General features: G+C 68.7%; 20 protein-coding genes. 4 read left to right on the forward strand and 16 right to left on the reverse strand.

The features are described from left to right. Positions 1–85: 85 nt before the first annotated feature. The gene (locus EOW65_RS09670; protein ID WP_128148916.1) at positions 86–1189 is read left to right on the forward strand and encodes a site-specific DNA-methyltransferase; all 1104 of its coding nucleotides are present in this window, start codon (positions 86–88) and stop codon (positions 1187–1189) included. A 173-nt stretch (positions 1190–1362) separates the two neighbouring features. On the opposite strand, the gene EOW65_RS09675 is transcribed toward EOW65_RS09670, so the two are convergent. From EOW65_RS09675 to EOW65_RS09690, 4 genes are read right to left on the reverse strand one after another with little or no spacing between them, the layout of a single operon-like run. Continuing rightward, complete coding sequence (locus EOW65_RS09675) at positions 1363–1803, reverse strand: MarR family winged helix-turn-helix transcriptional regulator (protein WP_121530690.1); 441 nt, start codon at positions 1801–1803, stop codon at positions 1363–1365. Further along, positions 1800–2642 (reverse strand): carbon-nitrogen hydrolase family protein, encoded by an 843-nt coding sequence (locus EOW65_RS09680; protein ID WP_128148918.1) that lies wholly within the window; start codon positions 2640–2642, stop codon positions 1800–1802. Before EOW65_RS09680 ends, EOW65_RS09675 begins: the two co-directional genes overlap by 4 nt. After that, the gene (grxC, locus tag EOW65_RS09685; RefSeq protein WP_121530686.1) at positions 2639–2899 is read right to left on the reverse strand and encodes a glutaredoxin 3; all 261 of its coding nucleotides are present in this window, start codon (positions 2897–2899) and stop codon (positions 2639–2641) included. The genes EOW65_RS09680 and grxC overlap by 4 nt, the downstream gene beginning before the upstream one ends. Positions 2900–2934: 35 nt before the next feature. After that, the gene (locus tag EOW65_RS09690; RefSeq protein WP_128149007.1) at positions 2935–3672 is read right to left on the reverse strand and encodes a ComF family protein; all 738 of its coding nucleotides are present in this window, start codon (positions 3670–3672) and stop codon (positions 2935–2937) included. Between the two features lie 34 nt (positions 3673–3706). Between EOW65_RS09690 and EOW65_RS09695 the strand changes: the two genes are divergently transcribed. Further along, positions 3707–4540, forward strand: a complete 834-nt coding sequence (locus EOW65_RS09695; RefSeq protein ID WP_128148920.1) for a methyltransferase domain-containing protein — start codon at positions 3707–3709, stop codon at positions 4538–4540. Here the strand turns inward: EOW65_RS09695 and EOW65_RS09700 are convergent. Together EOW65_RS09700 and otsB are read right to left on the reverse strand one after the other, a co-directional pair. After that, the gene (locus EOW65_RS09700; RefSeq protein WP_128148922.1) at positions 4537–5883 is read right to left on the reverse strand and encodes an alpha,alpha-trehalose-phosphate synthase (UDP-forming); all 1347 of its coding nucleotides are present in this window, start codon (positions 5881–5883) and stop codon (positions 4537–4539) included. The two genes, EOW65_RS09695 and EOW65_RS09700, sit on opposite strands and share 4 nt — an antisense overlap. A 1-nt stretch (position 5884) precedes the next feature. Then, a complete protein-coding gene (gene otsB / locus EOW65_RS09705; protein WP_128148924.1) occupies positions 5885–6622 on the reverse strand; it encodes a trehalose-phosphatase in 738 nt (245 codons plus the stop codon). Between the two features lie 101 nt (positions 6623–6723). Between otsB and hemH the strand changes: the two genes are divergently transcribed. Then, positions 6724–7779, forward strand: coding sequence for a ferrochelatase (gene hemH, locus EOW65_RS09710; RefSeq protein ID WP_128148926.1), 1056 nt, complete (start codon positions 6724–6726; stop codon positions 7777–7779). 4 nt (positions 7780–7783) lie between these two features. Here hemH and EOW65_RS09715 read toward each other — a convergent pair whose 3' ends face one another. The 9 genes from EOW65_RS09715 to EOW65_RS09755 form a co-directional block, all read right to left on the reverse strand. Next, positions 7784–8959: an acetyl-CoA C-acyltransferase gene (locus EOW65_RS09715; protein WP_128148928.1), complete on the reverse strand. Its 1176-nt coding sequence runs from the start codon at positions 8957–8959 to the stop codon at positions 7784–7786. Between the two features lie 11 nt (positions 8960–8970). Next, positions 8971–10263, reverse strand: coding sequence for an ArgE/DapE family deacylase (locus EOW65_RS09720; protein WP_128148930.1), 1293 nt, complete (start codon positions 10261–10263; stop codon positions 8971–8973). A gap of 11 nt (positions 10264–10274) precedes the next feature. Next, positions 10275–10943, reverse strand: a complete 669-nt coding sequence (locus EOW65_RS09725) for a 3-oxoacid CoA-transferase subunit B (protein WP_240664613.1) — start codon at positions 10941–10943, stop codon at positions 10275–10277. Next, a complete protein-coding gene (locus EOW65_RS09730; RefSeq protein ID WP_128148932.1) occupies positions 10930–11625 on the reverse strand; it encodes a CoA transferase subunit A in 696 nt (231 codons plus the stop codon). Before EOW65_RS09730 ends, EOW65_RS09725 begins: the two co-directional genes overlap by 14 nt. After that, positions 11622–12980, reverse strand: coding sequence for an aminotransferase family protein (locus EOW65_RS09735; RefSeq protein ID WP_128148934.1), 1359 nt, complete (start codon positions 12978–12980; stop codon positions 11622–11624). Before EOW65_RS09735 ends, EOW65_RS09730 begins: the two co-directional genes overlap by 4 nt. After that, entirely contained in the window at positions 12977–13744 is a 768-nt protein-coding gene (locus tag EOW65_RS09740) for an amino acid ABC transporter ATP-binding protein (protein ID WP_128148936.1), read from the reverse strand. Before EOW65_RS09740 ends, EOW65_RS09735 begins: the two co-directional genes overlap by 4 nt. Positions 13745–13759: 15 nt before the next feature. Next, the gene (locus EOW65_RS09745; protein WP_128148938.1) at positions 13760–14416 is read right to left on the reverse strand and encodes an amino acid ABC transporter permease; all 657 of its coding nucleotides are present in this window, start codon (positions 14414–14416) and stop codon (positions 13760–13762) included. Positions 14417–14455: 39 nt separating this feature from the next. Further along, positions 14456–15103: an amino acid ABC transporter permease gene (locus tag EOW65_RS09750; RefSeq protein WP_128148940.1), complete on the reverse strand. Its 648-nt coding sequence runs from the start codon at positions 15101–15103 to the stop codon at positions 14456–14458. 84 nt (positions 15104–15187) lie between these two features. Further along, positions 15188–15964: a transporter substrate-binding domain-containing protein gene (locus EOW65_RS09755; protein ID WP_128148942.1), complete on the reverse strand. Its 777-nt coding sequence runs from the start codon at positions 15962–15964 to the stop codon at positions 15188–15190. A gap of 149 nt (positions 15965–16113) precedes the next feature. On the opposite strand from EOW65_RS09755, the gene EOW65_RS09760 reads away from it, so the two are divergent. After that, positions 16114–17070, forward strand: a complete 957-nt coding sequence (locus tag EOW65_RS09760) for a LysR family transcriptional regulator (protein WP_128148944.1) — start codon at positions 16114–16116, stop codon at positions 17068–17070. A gap of 57 nt (positions 17071–17127) precedes the next feature. Here EOW65_RS09760 and EOW65_RS09765 read toward each other — a convergent pair whose 3' ends face one another. Continuing rightward, positions 17128–17736, reverse strand: a complete 609-nt coding sequence (locus EOW65_RS09765) for a L,D-transpeptidase (RefSeq protein WP_128148946.1) — start codon at positions 17734–17736, stop codon at positions 17128–17130. Positions 17737–17856 lie beyond the last annotated feature (120 nt).

Genomic DNA, 17856 nt, shown 5'->3' on the forward strand with positions numbered 1-17856 from the left:
GCCTTTGACTCATGTTTGACCCCACCAGATCGGCACAAGCCGACACCCATACGGGCAAGCCCGCAAAGGGCAGAATGAGGCAGACATGACGAAAACCACCGTGCGGGCGCAGCAACCGTTGCTGCCGCTCAACCAGATTCTTGCAGGTGACTGCATCGAGATGATGAACAGCTTGCCCGAGGCAAGCGTCGACCTCATCTTCGCCGATCCGCCCTATAACCTGCAGCTGCGTGGCGAGCTGCACCGGCCCGACAATTCCAAGGTCGACGCCGTCGATGATGCCTGGGACCAGTTCGGTTCCTTCGACCACTACGACCGCTTCACCCGCGACTGGCTCGCCGCCGCGCGCCGGATCCTGAAGCCGAACGGGGCGATCTGGGTGATCGGCTCCTATCACAACGTGTTCCGCCTCGGAGCCGAGCTGCAGAATCAGGGCTACTGGATCCTGAACGACGTGGTCTGGCGCAAGTCGAACCCGATGCCGAACTTCCGCGGCAAGCGGCTGACCAACGCGCACGAGACGCTGATCTGGGCCTCGAAGGGGGAAGGTGCCAAATACACCTTCAACTACGAGGCGCTGAAGGCGCTGAACGAAGGCGTGCAGATGCGCTCGGACTGGGTGCTGCCCATTTGCACCGGCAACGAGCGGCTGAAGGACGACGCGGGCGACAAGGCGCATCCGACGCAAAAGCCCGAGGCGCTGCTGCACCGCATCATCCTCGGCACGACGAACCCGGGCGATGTGGTGCTCGACCCGTTCTTCGGCACCGGCACGACGGGTGCCGTGGCGAAGATGCTCGGCCGCGACTACATCGGCATCGAGCGCGAGGAGGCCTATCGCAAGGTGGCGCTGAAGCGGCTCGAGAAGGTGCGCAAGTTCGACAAGGAAGCGCTCGAGACCACCACCTCGAAACGCGCCGAGCCGCGCGTGCCCTTCGGCCAGCTGGTCGAACGCGGCATGCTGCGCCCGGGCGAGGAGCTTTACTCCATCGGCAACCGCTTCAAGGCCAAGGTCCGCGCCGACGGCACGCTCGTCGGCAATGACGTGAAGGGCTCTATCCATCAGGTCGGCGCCCATCTCGAGGGCGCGCCCTCGTGCAACGGCTGGACCTACTGGCACTTCAAGCGCGAGGGGAAACTCGTGCCGATCGACCTGCTGCGTCAGCAGATCCGCGCCGAGCTGAACTGATCCCGATCACGGGTTACCGCCAGTGCCCGTGGTCCGCCCGCGGGCACGACCTTGCCCCGCCGTTCGCTCGGCGGGGTCTTTTGGCCAAGGGCCGCCGCACTTTTCATCTTGCCTGAAATACCTCGCGGGGGTCCGGGGGCGCGCAGCCCCCGGTGCGATCCACCCGATCCCGCTCAGCCGTCCTCGAGATGCGCGCGCAGCTCGCGCAGCACCGGCAGCACCGCCCGCACCTTCTCCGGCCCGACCGAGCGCACCACATCCGCGATCACCGGCATGAAGGCCGCCAGCGCCGCGTCGCGGGCATGCCGCCCGGCGGGCGAGATCGAGACGAACTTGCGCCGCGCATCGTCCCAGTCGGGGCGGATATGTACATGCCCCGCCCATTCGAGCTTCGACAGCGTGTTGGTCATCGCGCCGCGGGTGACGTGAAAGGTCGCGGCGAGCTGCGCGGGGGTGCGCTCCTCGCCGATATGGGCGAGGTGGTTCAGCACCGAGAAATGCGAGATCTCCATGCCGCGCGGCAGCGCCCGGCTCACCGTGTTGCGGGCAAGCTGGTCGACCATGAAGACCTCGGCGAACAGCGAGGCGGCCAGCGGATCCGAGCCGTCGTTCATGGGCCCTCGAAGTCGCGGTCGTGGGAAAGCGAGGGCACGCGGCCGCGGGCCTCGGCGACGCGCGCCATGTCGATCTCGACCAGCGTCACCCCGGGCGCCTCGCCACCATCGGCCAGCACCTCGCCCCAGGGGGCGACGGCCAGGCTGTGGCCCCAGGTGCGGCGCAGCCGCTGGCCGGGGGTGGCGTCATGCACGGCATGGGCGCCGCATTGCGCGGGGGCAAGGACGAAGCAGGTGTTCTCGATCGCGCGGGCGCGCAGCAGGCTTTCCCAATGCGCCGCCCCCGTGGTGTCGTTGAAGGCCGCCGGCAGCGTCAGGATTTGCGCGCCACCCTGCGCGGTGCGGCGGAACAGCTGCGGGAAACGCAGATCATAGCAGATCGCCATGCCGATCTTCGCGAATCCCGCATCGGCCACCACCGCCCGCGTGCCGGGGCGATACCCCTCCGATTCGCGGTATTTCTCGGTTTCCGAGACATCGACGTCGAACATGTGGATCTTGTCATAGCGCGCGACGATCGCGCCCGAGGGGCCGATCAGGAACGAGCGGTTGGCGAACCGGCCGTCGGCGTCATGCGTCTTCAGCCCGAGCGAGCCGATCAGCAGGGTGATGCCAAGTGCCGCCGCCTCGGCGCGCAGCGCGGCAAGGGTCGGGTCGTCTTCCTCGTGGCACAGCACCTCGCGCTGCCATCCGCGGTCCGAGGACAGCAGGTTGGTGCATTCGGGGGTCAGCACGAACCCGGCCCCGGCGGCCGCGGCCTCGCGGATGAAAGCCAGCGTGACCGGCAGGTTGGCCGCCGGATCGTCGCCGACCGAGAGCTGGACAAGAGCGGCCTTCATGCGTCGGCCAACATCGCGTCGAGCTTGCCCGCCGCGTCAAGCGCATGCAGATCGTCGCAGCCGCCGACATGCGCGCCGCCGATGAAGATCTGCGGCACCGTGCGCCGGCCGTTCGCCCGCGCCATCATCGCGCTGCGCAGCGACGGATCGGCGCCGACGTCGGTCTCCTCGAAGGTCACGCCCTTCTTCGTCAGCAGCGCCTTGGCGGCGATGCAATAGGGGCAGGTGCGGGTGGTGTAGATCTCGACGCGTTTCATGGGCAATCCCTCCGGTCCGGGCAGATTAGAGGGATTTAGGCGTCTTTCGCAACGCGCGCCAGTACCGCGACCGAAACCTGCGCCGCGCCGGCCTCCAGCACCGCCTGCGCCGCGGCGGCAAGGGTGGCGCCGGTGGTCATCACGTCGTCGACGATCAGCACCGGCCGGCCGGCGATCGCGGCGGCATGGCGCGCCCGCACGGCGAGCGCGCCCTCGAGATTGGCGAAACGCTCGGCAGGGCTGCGGCCGTCCTGGCTGGGCGTGGCGCGCAGGCGTACCAGCAGGTCGGGCAGATGCCTGCCCCCCGCCGCCCGGGCCACCTCGCGCGACAGCAGCGCCGCCTGATTGTAGCGCCGCCGGATCAGCCGCAGCCGGTGCAGCGGCACCGGGGCGACGATGGTCTCGGCGCTCAGCAGTGGCGCCGCGGCGCGGGCGAGCCAGCCGCCGAGCGGGCGCGCCAGGTCAAGCCGGTCGCCGTGTTTCAGCGCCAGCACCAGCTGCCGCCCGGTGCCGGCGTAGCGCAGTGCCGCGCGCCCCTGCGCCCAGGGGCGCGGGGTGGCAAGGCAGTCGTCGCACTGGACCTGCCCCTCGGCCTCGCCCGGCAGCGGCGCGCCGCAGGCGTCGCAGGCCAGCCCGGTGATGAAGCCGGTCTCGCTCCAGCAGGGGCCGCACAGGCCGAAGTCCGTGGCCACCGCCGCACCGCAGGCAATGCAGCGCGGCGGCAGAACGACATGCAGCAGTTGCAGCGCAGCGGCGCGGATCGCCGCTGGCATCCGTTCGCGGATCGCCGTAATCTCCGGCCCCATCATGACCACGCCGCTCCCCCTGACCGATCGAGACGCGCTGACGCGCCACCGCCGCCGCGCCGCCGCAGAGCCCGCGCTGTTCCTGCACGAGGATGCCGCCGCCGAACTTCAGGAGAGGCTGCTCGAGGTTAACAGAACGTTTACGGACCCGGCTCTGGTGACGAATTTCCCGGATCCCTGGCGCGCCGTGCTGCCCGGGGCAAAGGTCGTCGCCGATGACGAGGTGCTGAGCCTCGACCCCGGCGCGCATGACCTTGTGGTGCACGCGCTATGCCTGCACTGGTCGAACGACATCGTCGGGCAGATGGTGCAGGCGGCGCGCGCACTGCGGCCCGACGGGCTGTTCATCGCGGTGATGTTCGGCGGCCAGACCCTGACCGAGTTGCGCGCCGCACTGGGCGAGGCCGAGATCGCCGTCACCGGCGGGCTCAGCCCGCGGGTGCTGCCGATGGGCGAGATCCGCGATCTCGGCGCGCTGATCCAGCGCGCGGGGCTCGCACTGCCGGTCGCCGACAGCGTGATCCGCAAGGTCACCTATCCCGACCCGCTGCGGCTGCTGACCGACCTGCGCGCCATGGGCGAGACGAATGCGCTGACCGCGCGGCCGCGCCATTTCACCCGCCGCGCGGTGATCGGTGAGGCACTGCGCCATTATGCCGAGAATTTCGCCGAGCCCGATGGCCGGGTGCGGGCGACCTTCGACATGGTCTGGCTGACCGGCTGGAAGCCGCATGAAAGCCAGCAGAAGCCGCTGCGCCCCGGCTCGGCCGCGCATCGGCTGGCCGAGGTGCTGGGCACTTTCGAGCTGCCGGCAGGCGACAAGGCCGGGCGCTAGCCAAGCGCGGTCAGGAAGCCCTTCGACCACCAGTGCACATCCTTCTTCAGAAGGAGCTGCATCATCCCCGCGTGCCGCCGCCGGCGTTCGGACAGCGGCATGGCGAGCGCGGTCATCATCGCCGTCGCCATCTGCTCGGGGTCATGCGGGTTCACGGTAAGCGCGTCGACCAGCTGCTCGGAGGCGCCGGCGAACTGGCTCAGGATCAGCACGCCGGGGTCGTCGGGGTCCTGCGCGGCGACGAATTCCTTCGCCACGAGGTTCATCCCGTCCATCAACGGCGTCACCAGCGCGATGTCGGCGGCGCGGTAGAGCCCGGCCAGCACCTCGCGCGGGACGGGGCGGTTGATGAAGCGGATCGGTGCCCAGGTGATGTCGGCGAAGGTGCCGTTGATCTGGCCCGAGAGGTGCTCGGTCTCCTGACGGATGTCGTCATAGGCCGTCACCCCCTCGCGCGTCGGCGGCGAGATCTGGATCAGCGAGACGTGGCGGTGCCATTCCTCGTGCCGGTCGAGGAACTCGCCAAAGGCGCGGAAACGCTGCGGCACGCCCTTGGTGTAATCCAGCCGGTCGACGCCGATCATCAGCCGTCGGTTCGGCTTCACCAGCCCCTCGGGCAGCTGCGTCACCTGTTCCTCGGCGAGGGTGCGGAACTCGGCCGCGTCGATGGCGACCGGGAAGGCGGCGATGCGCACCTGTCGCGGCGCCAGATGGATGAAGCCGCCGGCCAGCTCGGTCGCGCCGCCGATCTGCACCATCGCATCCATGCAGTTGCGCACGTCGCGCTCGGCCTGCAGGCCGACCAGTTCGTAATGCGCGAGCCATGTGCACAGCTCGGGCCCGTTCGGCAGCGCCTGAAGGGCAAGCGGCGTCGGAAAGGGCGTGTGCAGGAAGAACCCCATCCGGTTCTCGGCGCCGAGCACGCGCAGGTCATGGGCGAGCGGCAGCAGGTGGAAGTCATGCACCCAGATCCGGTCGTCGGGCTCCAGCACCTCGAGCAGCATCTTGGCAAGGCGCCGGTTCACCTCCTTGTAGCCGGTCAGGTACTCGCCGCGGATGTCGAGCAGGTCGGTGCGGCCGTGAAACAGCGGCCAGAGCACCGAATTCGAATAGCCGTGGTAATAGCTTGCCTGCTCCTCGGGGCTGAGGTCGAAGGCCAGGCGGCGGAACGGGCCGCCCTCGATCTCGGTGAAGCGGGTCTCGGGCGTCTCGGACAGCTCGCCCGAGCTGCCGATCCAGACGCCGCCGCGTTCGGCCAGCGCATCGGCCAGTGCGACGACCAGCCCGCCCGAGGGGGTGGGGCCAAGCGGCAGGCGGTTCGAGAGGCAGATCAGACGTCCCATCTCAGCCCTCCATCCCCAGCCAGCGCGCTACCGCCTGCGGGTCGGGCAGCCGGTAGCGCGCGGCGCTGTCGCCGGGGCCGACCTTGATGCCGAAACCGCCCTGCGTGCCCGCCCAGGCGAGTGCCGGCTCGTCGGTGGCATCGTCGCCCAGAAACACCGGCGCGCGGCCGGCAAAGGCCGGAAGGGCGCTCAGCGCGGTCAGCGCCCTGTCCTTCGAGGCGCCTGCGGGTTTCAGCTCGAAAGCCATCTTCGCGGGTTGCACGGCAAAGCCGGGGCTTGCCGCGGCGAGCGTGTCGACAAAGGCCGCCACCGCGGCCCCGGCTGCGGGCCGGTCGCGGAAATGCACTGCCCCGCCCAGCGTCTTCGGCTCGTAGAGCAGGCCCTCGCGCGCAGCAAAGGCCGACAGCGCCGCCTGCACCGCGCCGATGCCCTCGGGGGCATGGGCGAGGGGCGGTGCCATCCCCCGCGCCTCGGCGCCGTGGCTGCCGACGAGGAGCCCGTCGAAGCCGTCGAGAAAACGGGCAAGCTCGGGCAGGGACCGGCCCGAGACGATGGCGAGCGCGCCCTCGAGCGCGTCGGAAAGCCGGCGCAGATGCGTGGCGAGGCCCGGGGGCACCACCACCGCATCCGGGCGCGGTGCGATGCCGACGAGGGTGCCGTCGAAGTCGAGGAAGAGGGAGGCGCGCGCGAAATCGGGCGCGGGCGGGGCGCTTGCGGAAAAGGGTCTGTCGGAAGTCATGGGTTAAGCCTAGGTCATCTTGTCCTGATTGCAACGGTCGCATTGACCCGGGGGGAAAACGCGATAAGTCGGGGGTGGTTCCCGAAGCGACAGGACATGAGATGAAGATCGACCCGAACCCGCGCCTTGCCCACGCCCCCGCAGACCACCCGCCGGTGCCGCAAGCGAAGATCGGGGTGCTCTTTGCCAATCTCGGCACGCCGGATGCGACCGACTACTGGTCGATGCGGCGCTATCTGAACGAATTCCTCTCCGACAAGCGGGTGATCGACATCGCCTCGTGGAAATGGCAGCCGCTTCTGCAACTGATCATCCTGACCAAGCGGCCCTTCACCTCGGGGGCGAATTACCGCTCGATCTGGAACACCGAGGCGAATGAAAGCCCGCTGATGACGATCACCAAAAACCAGGTGGCGAAGCTGCGCGAGGCGATCGAGGCGCGGTTCGGCGCCGGCGTGATGGTCGATTTCTGCATGCGTTACGGCAATCCCTCGACCGCCTCGGTGGTCGAGCGGATGGTGCAGGCGGGCTGCGAGAAGATCCTGTTCTTCCCGCTCTACCCGCAGTACGCGGGCGCCACGAGCGCCACCGCGAACGACGCTTTCTTCCGCGCGCTGATGACGCAAAAGCGCGCGCCCGCCGCCCGCACCGTGCCGGAATATTTCGACCGGCCGAGCTATATCGACGCGCTCGCGCAGTCGGTCGAGCGGGTCTATGCCACGCTGCCCGCCCGCCCCGACGTGCTGGTGGCGTCGTATCACGGCATGCCCAAGCGCTATCTGATGGAAGGCGACCCCTACCATTGCCAGTGCCAGAAGACCTCGCGCCTGCTGCGGGAACGGCTTGGCTGGCAGAAGGGCGATATCGACACCACCTTCCAGTCGGTTTTCGGCCGCGAGGAATGGCTCAAGCCCTATACCGTCGAGCATGTGGCCGAGCTTGCGAAGGCCGGCAAGAAGAACATCGCGGTGATCTCGCCGGCCTTCTCGGCCGATTGCATCGAGACGCTCGAGGAGATCAACGGCGAGATCCGCGAGGCCTTCGTGCATGCGGGCGGCGAGAGTTTCACCTACATCCCCTGCCTCAACGACGACGAACCGCATGTGCGTGCGCTGATGGAAGTGGTCGAGGAAAACCTCGCCGGCTGGATCGACTGACCGCTCAGAAGATCTCGAACAGACCCGCCGCGCCCTGACCGCCGCCGATGCACATCGACACGACGCCAAGGCGCGCACCGCGGCGGTGGCCCTCGATCAGCAGGTGCCCCGCCATGCGGGCGCCCGACATGCCATAGGGATGGCCGATCGCGATCGCGCCGCCGTTCACGTTCAGCCGTTCGTCGGGAATGCCGAGCCGGTCGCGGCAGGGCAGAAGCTGCGCCGCGAAGGCCTCGTTGATCTCCCACAGGTCGATGTCCGCGACGCGAAGCCCGGCGCGGTCGAGAAGCCGCGGGATCGCGCGCAGCGGGCCAAGGCCCATCTCCTCGGGTGCGCAGCCCGCCACCGCAAAGCCGCGCAGCGCGCCCAGCGGGCTCAGCCCGCGCCGCGCCGCCTCGGCCGCCGACATCAGCACGCAGGCCGAGGCGCCGTCGGAAAGCTGGCTCGCATTGCCGGCGGTGACGCAGCCCCCGGCGCCCAGCACCGGGGCCAGCGCCGCCAGCCCCTCGGCCGTGGTGCCGGGGCGGTTGCACTCGTCCTGTTCGAGCCGCACCGGCTCGCTCCGGGTCTCGCCGCTCGCCTTGTCGGTGACGCGGCGCAGGGCCTCGACCGGCACGATCTCGGCCGCGAACCGGCCCGCGGCCTGGGCCGCGGCAGTGCGCACCTGGCTTTGCAGCGCATAGGCATCCTGCGCCGCGCGGCTGACGCCGCAGCGCTGCGCGACCACCTCGGCGGTCTCGATCATCGTCATGTAATAGCTGTCTGGCACCCCCGGGCAGCGGTAGCGGGTGCCGTTCCAGTTTGCGTTCTGCACCAGCGAGATGCTGTCGAGCCCGCCGGCCAGCGCCACCTCGACCCCCTCGGCCGCGATCATGTGCGCGGCCGCGGCGATCGCGTTCAGCCCCGAGGCGCATTGCCGGTCGACGGTCGCCGCGGCCACCGTGTCGGGCAGGCCCGCGGCCAGCACCGCATGGCGCGCGACGTTCACCCCGGTGCTGCCCTGGGTCAGGGCCGAGCCGAGGATGGCCTCCTCGATCTCGCCGCCCTCGAGGCCCGCGCGCGTGACCGCGGCGCGGATCGCATGGGCGGCCAGCGCCGGCCCCTCGAGGTCGTTGAAGGCGCCGCGATAGGCCTTGCCGATCGGCGTGCGGGCGGTGGAGACGATGACGGCTTCGCGCATTCTTCGGGTCCTCAGATGGGTTCGACGCCGCACCAGTCGGCGATGAAAAGGGCGGTGGAGCGGGTGACGCGGCGGAGGCTTTCCAGCTCGACGCGCTCGTCGAAGCCATGGATCGCCTCGGCGCGGGGGCCATAGACGATGGCCGGGGTGTCGGCATAGAGGCCGAAGAAGCGCGCGTCGGTGGTGGCGGTGATGGCGCGGCGCGGCAGTGCCTCGCCGGTGGCGCCCAGATGCGCGCGGTCGATCGTGTCGATCGCGGCGCGGGCCTTGGCCGAACCGTCGTCCGAGAGCGCATACCCCTCGGCCATGAAGCCGTGATAGACGAGCTCGGGCAGGGCGTCGCGCAGGAAGGGATTGGCGCGGGCGGCGTCGCGGATCACCGCCTCGATCTCGGCGCGGGCGGTGGCCAGATCCTGCCCCGGATAGACCGCGATGCGCAGGTCGAAGACGCACCAGGCCGGCACCGAGCTCGGCCAGTCGCCGCCGGTGATGCGGCCGATGTTCAGGTTCACCGGGTGATGCGCATGGGCGAAATCGGGATGGCGGCAGGCCGGGGCGTTCCAGCGCGCCTCGAGCCCGTGCAAGGCCTCGATCAGCGGGAAGGCCGCCTCGATCGCATTCGCGCCGCTGCCGGCATAGGCGACATGGGTCGGCAGACCGCGCAGATGCACCTGACACCAGATCACCCCGAGCTGCGCGGTGACCAGGCTTTCCTCGAAGGGTTCGGGGATCAGCGCCGCATCGGCGCGATAGCCGCGCACCAGACAGGCAAGGGCGCCGTTGCCGGTGCATTCCTCCTCGACCACCGATTGCACGAAGACATCGGCCGCCGGCTGCAGCCCGAGCGCGCGCAGCGCATCCAGCGCGAAGAGGTTCGAGGCGAGCCCGGCCTTCATGTCGCCTGCGCCGCGGCCGTAAAGCCAGCCGTCCTCGACGCGGGGCGCGAAGGGCGGGGTGCTCCACATCTCCTCGGGGCCTGCCGGCACCACGTCGACATGGCCGTTCAGGATCAGCGAGCGGCCCTTGCGGCTGCGGCTGCGGTGGCTGCCGACGACGTTCCAGGCGTCCTCATAGGGGGTGAGGACGGGCGAGAAGCCGGGCTGGTCGCGGATCTCGTCGAGCGAGATCTGCCAATGGTCGACGGCAAGGCCGCGCGCCACCATCTCGTCTGCCATGAAGGCCTGCGCGCTCTGCTCGTTGCCGCGGGTCGAGGGATGCGCGGTCAGTTCGCACAGGAAGTCGATCTCGCGCTCGAAGAGCGTGTCGACCGCCGAGAGGATGCGGGTGGAAAGGTCGGGGTCCATGCTCTCTTGCCTCAGAATGTCGGGATGTCGCCTGCGGGCAGGGCGAGGGGGGCGCCGGTCGCCTCCTGCACCTCGCGCGCGGTGATGCCGCGGGCCAGTTCGCGCAGGGCGAAGCCCCCGGGGGTGATGTCGACCACCGCGAGATCGGTGAAGATCCGCGCGACGTGCGCGGTGGCGGTCAGCGGCAGCGTGCAGCGGGCCAACAGCTTCGGGTTGCCTTTGCGGTCGGTGTGGGTGGTCAGCACCACCACCCGCCGCGCCTTTTGCGCAAGCTCGATCGCCCCGCCCGCCCCCGGCGAGAACCGCCCCGGGATCTTCCAGTTCGCCAGATCGCCGGTCTCGGCCACCTCGAAGGCGCCGAGCATGGTCAGGTCGAGCCGACCCGAGCGCACCAGCGCAAAGCTCACCGCGCTGTCGAAATAGGCCGAGCCCGGGATCGGCGAGACATAGGCGCCGCCGGCGTCGATCAGGTTGCGGTCGGCCTCGGCCGCGGGCAGTGTCGGGCCGATGCCGGCCATGCCGTTCTCGGTGTGCAGGCAGACCGGGAAGCCCGCGGGCAGATGGTCGACCACCTGGGTGGGCAGGCCGATGCCGAGGTTCACCACCATGCCCGGTGCGATCTCGCGGGCGGCGCGGGCGACCATGCGCCGGCGCGGGTCGGGGGTCTTATCGTCTGACAACGCCGTATTCCTCGCTGATCTCGGTGAGCGGACAGATCCGGTCGACGAAGACGCCGGGGGTCTCGACCGCATCGGGGGGCAGCCCGCCGAGCGGCAGGAGCGTCTCGGTCTCGGCGATGACGAGGCGCGCGGCCATCGCCATCAGCGGGTTGAAGTTCCGCGCCGTGGCGACATAGGCGAGGTTGCCGAAACGGTCGGCGCGGTCGGCGTGGATCAGCGCCGCGTCCGCACGCAGCGCGGTCTCGACGAGCAGGGGGCGGCCCTCGACCTCGACGCGCTGCTTGCCGGCGGCAAGCTCGGTGTCGAGGCCGATGTCGGTCAGGATCGCGGGCAGGCCCGCGCCGCCCGCCCGGATGCGCTCGGCCAGAATGCCCTGCGCGCAGAACTCGACCTCCAGCCGGCCCTCGTTCATCGCGGCGATGGCATGGGCGTTCAGCCCGATATGGGTGGCGATCAGCTTGCGCACCCGGCCCGCGGCGATCAGGTGATCAAGGCCCATGCCGGTCTCGTTGGCGTCGTTCTTGATCAGGGTGAGCCCGGTCTGCCCCTGCCGCAGCAGCTCGCGCAGCAGGGTGAAGGGGGTGCCGGGCACGCCGAAGCCGCCCACCATGATCGTGGCGCCGTCCGGGACGGCGGCGATGGCCGCCTCGATCGAGGCGGTCTTGTCGGGAAGGCTGGTCACGCCGCGGCCTCCGGCTGCACCGGCAGGTCATGCGCCGCGGCGAAGGCATCGAGCGCGTCGATCAGAATCGCCATCAGCTCGTCGATCTGCGCCGCGGTGATGATCAGCGGCGGGCAGACGAGGAAATGGTCGCCCTCGACCCCGCCGCGGGTGCGGCGCGAATAGATGATGAGCCCGCGCGCATAGGCGAGCTCCACCAGCTCGCTGTAGGCGTTCCATTCCTTCGGCAGCGGCGCCATCGTGGCGCGGTCCGAGACCATCTCGAAGGCCAGCAGCAGCCCCTTGCCGCGGACATGACCGATGAAGGGATAGCGCTCCATCAGCGCCTCGAGCCGGGCCTTCAGCAGCTCGCCCATCTGCGCGCCATGCTCGATGATCCCGTGCTCTTCCATCTCGTCGAGAACGGCCAGCCCCGCGGCGCAGGCCAGCGGGTTGCCGGCATAGGTGAAACCATGCAGGAAGCCGCCGGCATCGAGCAGCGCCTCGACCATGTCGGCGCGTGCCGCCACCGCACCGAGCGGCGCATAGCCCGCGCCGAGCCCCTTCGACATCGCCACGATGTCGGGGGTGATGCCCCAGTGCTCGCAGGCGAGGAAGGTGCCGGTGCGCCCGGCGCCGGTCATCACCTCGTCATAGATCAGGATCACGCCGTATTCGTCGCAGATCTCGCGGATCCGGGTGTAATAGCTGTCGGGGGCGACGAGCGCGCCGGTCGAGGCGCCGCCCACCGGCTCCATGATGAAGGCAAGCACGGTCTCGGGGCCCTCGGCCTCGATCCGCTCGCGCAGCATCTCGGCATAGCGGATGCCGCGCGCCTCCTCGGTCAGGTTGTCGAGGTCGAGATAGGTCTGCGGCGCCTTCACATGCGGCATCTCGCGGAACATCGGCGCGAAGGGGCCGGCGAACAGCTTGCCCCCGGTCAGCGCCAGCGCGCCAAGCGTGCCGCCGTGATAGGCGGGGCTGCGCGAGATCACCTTCCAGCGGCTGTGCTGGCCCTGGGTGACGGCATATTGCCGGGCGAGCTTCTCGGCCGTCTCCACTGCCTCGGAGCCGCCCGAGACGAAGAAGATCCGGTCGAGCCCCGCGGGCATGCGCGCGGCCAGACGCGCGGCCAGATCCTCGGAGGGGCGGGTGCGGAAATGCAGCCGGTAGCCGAAGGTGGCGCGGTCCATCTGCGCCTTCATCTTCGCGAGCACCGTCGGGTTCGAATGCCCGATGTTCGACACCATCGCCCCCGACGAGCCGTCGATGTAGCGCTTGCCGCTCTCGTCAAAGAGATAGATCCCCTCGCCGTGGTCGAGGAAGGGGCGCGGCTGGCGCGACTGGTAGAACAGATGGGACTGGCTCTCGGTCATTTTGCACCTTCGAGATATTTGCGCAGGAAGTTTCGGGTCCGCTCCTGTGTGGGGGTCCTGAAGACCACCGAGGGCGGGCCCTCTTCGACGACGACACCGCCGTCCATGAAGATCACGCGGTCGCAGACCGAGGCGGCGAAATCCATCTCGTGGGTCACGATGATCATCGTCATGTGTTCCTCGGCGAGGCGCTTCATCACCTGATTCACCTCCTCGACCAGTTCGGGGTCGAGCGCCGAGGTCGCCTCGTCGAACAGCATCAGCTTGGGTTTCATCGCCAGCGCCCGGGCGATCGCGACGCGCTGCTTTTGCCCGCCCGACAGCTGCGAGGGGTAATAGTCGATCCGTTCCAGCATGCCGACATGGGCGAGCTGTTCCTCGGCCAGCCGGTTCGCCTCGGCCTCGCCAAGCCGCTTCAGCAGCTTCGGCGCCATCGTCACGTTCTGCCGCACAGTCAGATGCGGGAACAGGTTGAAGTGCTGAAACACCATGCCGATGTGCTGGCGCATCTCGTTGATATGCGCCTCGTACGCGCGGGGCGGCAGGGTCTTGTTCACCTGCACCCCCTCCAGCAGCACCTCGCCCGCGCTGAGCGGATCCAGATCGTTGATCGCGCGCAGAAGCGTCGACTTGCCCGAGCCGGAGGGGCCGATGATCGCGACGATCTCGCCGCGGTTCACCGTCAGGTTGACGTCGCGCAGCACCTCGAGCGTGCCATAAGATTTCTGCGCGTGGCGGATTTCGACGAAGGGGGTCTGGGTCATGTCGCTTCCGATCTCTCAGCGGGAGAGCCGGATGCGCCGTTCGATCCGGCGCAGGACGGCTTCCATCCCGAGGTTGATGACGTAGTAGAGAACCGCGGCCGCGGCGTAGAACTCGAAGGCGCGATAGGTGCGGCCGATGGCGAGCTGCGCGGCAAGGGTCAGCTCGGCCACCCCGATCACCGAGACGAGGGCGGAGTCCTTGAGCAGCGCGATCATGTTGTTGCCGATCGGCGGCACCACCGCGCGCACCGCCTGCGGTACGACGACCCGCACCAGTGCCTGCGGCCGCGACAGGCCAAGGGTACGGGCGGCCTCCATCTGGCCGCGGTCGACGGCAAGGATTGCGGTCTGGATCAGCTCGGAATTGTAGACCGCGTAATGCAGGCCCAGCCCGATCACCCCGGCGACGAAGGCGGGCAGGTCGATGCCGATCTGCACGAGGCCGAAATAGATCAGGAACAGCTGCAGCAGCAGCGGCGTGCCCATGAAGAGCCAGGCGATAAACCGCGCGGGCAGGCGGATCGCCCAAGGCCCGTAAAGCGCGATCACAGCAAGTGCGATGCCGCCCAGAAAGCTGAGCACCGCCGAGACAACGGTCAGCAGCACCGTCCAGAGCGCCCCGAGCAGCAGCGGCCCGGCGAAGGACGGCACGATGGAGAAATCAAGCCCCATGGCGTGCACCTTTCGGCTGAAGGAGAAGGCGGGCGCGGCTCATGGCAGGCGCACCCGGCGGTCGAGGGCGGCGATGACCTTGCCGGTCACGGTGATGATCGCGAGGTAAAGCACGCCCGCCAGCAGGAACATCTCGAACGGCTTGTAGGTCGAGCCGATATAGCGCTGCGCGGTATAGGTCAGCTCGATCACCGAGATCGCCGAGACGAGGGCGGTGGCCTTGATCTGTGCGTTGATGTTGACGCCAAGCGGGCGGATCATCAGCCGCAGCGCCTGTGGCAGCACCACCTTGCGGAAGGCCTGTGCGCGCGAGAGGCCCAATGTGCGGGCGGCTTCGGCCTGACCGTGATCGACGGCGACGATCGCGCCGCGCATCGTCTCGGTCATGTAGGCGCCGATGTTGATGCCGAGACCGATCACCCCGGCCGAGAAGGCGTCGAGCTGAATGCCGATCTGCGGCCCGCCGAAATAGAGCAGGAACAGCTGGATCAGCGCCGGCGTGCCACGGATCACGCTGACATAGGCGGCGCCGAGAAAGCGCAGGGCGGCGTGACGCGAGAGCCGCGCCGCAGCCCCGAGCGCGCCGCAGGCAAGCCCGATCAGCACGGTCAGCACCGAGAGCTCGACGGTGATGACGGCGGCCTGCAGGAAGAAGGGAGTGACCTTCAGGATGAGATCTGTGTCCATGACGGGCGGACCTGTCGCTTGGGGGATCGGACGCGGCGCACCGCCCGGGCGCGAAGGGCCGGGCGATGCGGGCGGGGGCGGGCGTCAGCGGATGTCGCCGCCCACCCATTTCTGCGCGATCGCCAGATAGGTGCCGTCGGCCTGCATCGCGTCAAGCGCGTCCTGCATCGCCTTGTGCAGCTCGGGGTTGCCCTTGCGGATGGCGATGCCGGCCTCGTCGGCGACGCCCGGCAGCTCGACCTCGAGCTGGCGCACCGGCGCATCCTGGCTGCGGATCGCCAGCAGCACCGGGATGTCGTCGTTCACGATCGCGTCGACGCGGCCGTGCTCGAGCTCCATCAGCAGTTCGGGCAGGCCCTTGTAGGTGCGCACCTTGTAGCCCGCCTCGCGCGCCCATTGCTCGTGCGTCTCGCCCAGCGTGGCGCCGAGCGTCGCCGACTTCAGGTCGTCGAGCGTGGCGATCTTGCTGTCCTTGGCGACGAAGATGCCGCGGCGCATCCGGTAATAGGGGCCGACGAAATCGACGACCTGCTTGCGCTCGTCGGTGATCGACATCGACCCGACGATGGCGTCGTACTTGTTCGCCAGCAGCCCGCCGATGATGCCGTCCCAGGCGGTGGTGACGATCTCGACCTTCAGGCCCATGCGCTTGCCGATCTCGGCGCCGATCGCCGGGTCGAAGCCGACGACCTGGTTGCTGTCGTCGACGAAGTTGAAGGGCGGGTAGGCGCCCGACATGGCGATGCGCAGCACGCCCTTGTCCTTCAGCGTGGCAAGCTCGTCGGCCGCGGCCGGACCTGCAAGGCCGAGCGCCACGCCCGCAACGAGGGCGGATTTGAGAAAACTTCTGCGGCTGGTCATTTCGTGCACTCTCCTGTTGGGGGACGCCGTCGGTGCGGCGACTCTTGGTGATTTTGCGCCGCGGCATCGGGGCCGCGCTGTGATGGAGGTTGCACGTCGCGCAGTATTACGCAAATAAGTAATGAGAATTCTCAATATAGATAAGATCTATGGTCAGGCCCTACGAACAGCGTTTCCCCTGGACCCTCGACTGGAACCTGCTGCGCACCTTCATGGTGGTGGTGGAGCAACGCGGCATTTCCCGCGCGGCCGATTTCCTGGGGCTGAAACAGCCCACGATCTCCTCGGCGCTGAAGCGGCTCGAGGACAGCGCGGGGCATCAGCTGATCGTGCGAAAGCCAAATGATTTCAGGGTGACACGCGCCGGGCAGCTGCTTTATGCCGAATGCTCCTCGATCTTCGGGGCGGTGTCGCAGCTGCCCTCGCTGCTCGAAACCGGCAGCACCGAGCTGCGCGGCCATATCGCCATCGCCACCACCTCGCATGTGGTGTCCGAGCATTTCGACGAGGTGTTGCGCGCCTTCACCGAGCGTCAGCCGAAGGTCACCTTCTCGATCACCGTGGCGGAAAGCGACGATGTCGTCAGCCGGATCAGCCAGAACCGTGCTTCGCTCGGGATCTGCCTGCTGAACCGGATTCCGCCCGAATTGCAGGCGCAGGTGCTGTATCGCGAATATTTCGGCCTGTTCTGCGGCCCGCATCACCGGCTGTTCCATCAGCCGCAGATCACCCTGTCCGAACTCGAGGACGAGCGCGCGGTGTCGTTCCAGACCGAGGTCGAGGGCGGTGCGCTCGAGCCCGTCACCCGGCTGCGGCTGCGCGCCAAGATCTCCACGCGCTGGAGCGGGGTGTCGTCGAACCTGCTGGAGCTGCGGCGGATGATCGTGTCGAATGTCGGCATCGGCGCGCTGCCGCTGCATGTGGCGCGGGCGGACGTCAGCCAGGGCCTGCTGCGCCAGCTGCCGCCCTATGACGAGCTGCCGCTGGTGAACATCTACCTGCTGACCAACCCGCGCCGGCGGCTGTCGGATGCCGAGGCGGCGCTGGTGAAGGCCTGCAACGAGATGCTGCAGCGCGTCGACCTGCGCGAGCGCACCTACAGCTGAGCCGGCCATGAAAAAGGGCCCCGAGGGGCCCTTTCGCATCCGGCTTGCGGCGTGGGGTCAGATCAGCACGACCTGGGTGCCGACCTTGGTCAGGCCGTAGAGTTCCTTGATGTGCTGGTTGTAAAGACCGATGCAGCCGTTCGACGACTTGCGTCCGATCTTGCGGGTGTCGTGGGTGCCGTGGATGCGGTAATACTGCCAGCTGAGATAGAGCGCATGGGTGCCAAGCGGATTGTCCGGGCCCGCGGGCACGAAATCCGGCCAGTCGGGGTTGCGCTGCTTCATCGAGGGGGTGGGCGACCAGGTCGGGCCCTCGACCTTGCGGATCACCTCGGTGCGGCCGCGGCGGGTCAGCTCGTCCGAGACCGGAACCGAGGTCGGGTAGAGCTTGTAGACCGACTGGTCGGCGGACCAGAAATGCAGACACCGCGAGACCGTGTCGACGAGGATGGCGCCGTTCGTGGTGTTGCTGAAATAGTCGTGCCAGTCGAGCTCGCGGAAGCTCGAGATGTTGCGGCGCATGTTGGTGTTCGCCGATTCCTCGAAGCTCTCGAGGCCGGCGTCGGGCGTCTGGGCGAACACGGCAGGGGCAGCAAGGCTTGCCCCGGCGAGCGCTGCAGTGCCGAGGAAAGCGCGACGATCAAGCGTTTTGCGCGCGATGGTCATGGGTCAACTCCGCTTGCGGCCGAGTCCCGCGGCCGCTTCGCGCGCAGCATTAGTGCGCCTTTGCCGCAGGTGCAAATCAAACCATCGTCATTAGGTGATTTCACGCAACTGTGGGTTTGC

The sequence above is a fragment of the Paenirhodobacter ferrireducens genome (genome assembly GCF_004022265.1).
Classification (GTDB): domain Bacteria; phylum Pseudomonadota; class Alphaproteobacteria; order Rhodobacterales; family Rhodobacteraceae; genus Rhodobacter; species Rhodobacter ferrireducens.

Bases quoted from the DNA above. Each gene is read 5' to 3' on its own strand.
- EOW65_RS09670 (WP_128148916.1), top strand. From the start codon at position 86: ATGACGAAAACCACCGTGCGGGCGCAGCAACCGTTGCTGCCGCTCAAC.
- EOW65_RS09675 (WP_121530690.1), bottom strand. From the start codon at position 1,803: ATGAACGACGGCTCGGATCCGCTGGCCGCCTCGCTGTTCGCCGAGGTC.
- EOW65_RS09680 (WP_128148918.1), bottom strand. From the start codon at position 2,642: ATGAAGGCCGCTCTTGTCCAGCTCTCGGTCGGCGACGATCCGGCGGCC.
- grxC (WP_121530686.1), bottom strand. From the start codon at position 2,899: ATGAAACGCGTCGAGATCTACACCACCCGCACCTGCCCCTATTGCATC.
- EOW65_RS09690 (WP_128149007.1), bottom strand. From the start codon at position 3,672: ATGCCAGCGGCGATCCGCGCCGCTGCGCTGCAACTGCTGCATGTCGTT.
- EOW65_RS09695 (WP_128148920.1), top strand. From the start codon at position 3,707: ATGACCACGCCGCTCCCCCTGACCGATCGAGACGCGCTGACGCGCCAC.
- EOW65_RS09700 (WP_128148922.1), bottom strand. From the start codon at position 5,883: ATGGGACGTCTGATCTGCCTCTCGAACCGCCTGCCGCTTGGCCCCACC.
- otsB (WP_128148924.1), bottom strand. From the start codon at position 6,622: ATGACTTCCGACAGACCCTTTTCCGCAAGCGCCCCGCCCGCGCCCGAT.
- hemH (WP_128148926.1), top strand. From the start codon at position 6,724: ATGAAGATCGACCCGAACCCGCGCCTTGCCCACGCCCCCGCAGACCAC.
- EOW65_RS09715 (WP_128148928.1), bottom strand. From the start codon at position 8,959: ATGCGCGAAGCCGTCATCGTCTCCACCGCCCGCACGCCGATCGGCAAG.
- EOW65_RS09720 (WP_128148930.1), bottom strand. From the start codon at position 10,263: ATGGACCCCGACCTTTCCACCCGCATCCTCTCGGCGGTCGACACGCTC.
- EOW65_RS09735 (WP_128148934.1), bottom strand. From the start codon at position 12,980: ATGACCGAGAGCCAGTCCCATCTGTTCTACCAGTCGCGCCAGCCGCGC.
- EOW65_RS09740 (WP_128148936.1), bottom strand. From the start codon at position 13,744: ATGACCCAGACCCCCTTCGTCGAAATCCGCCACGCGCAGAAATCTTAT.
- EOW65_RS09745 (WP_128148938.1), bottom strand. From the start codon at position 14,416: ATGGGGCTTGATTTCTCCATCGTGCCGTCCTTCGCCGGGCCGCTGCTG.
- EOW65_RS09750 (WP_128148940.1), bottom strand. From the start codon at position 15,103: ATGGACACAGATCTCATCCTGAAGGTCACTCCCTTCTTCCTGCAGGCC.
- EOW65_RS09755 (WP_128148942.1), bottom strand. From the start codon at position 15,964: ATGACCAGCCGCAGAAGTTTTCTCAAATCCGCCCTCGTTGCGGGCGTG.
- EOW65_RS09760 (WP_128148944.1), top strand. From the start codon at position 16,114: ATGGTCAGGCCCTACGAACAGCGTTTCCCCTGGACCCTCGACTGGAAC.
- EOW65_RS09765 (WP_128148946.1), bottom strand. From the start codon at position 17,736: ATGACCATCGCGCGCAAAACGCTTGATCGTCGCGCTTTCCTCGGCACT.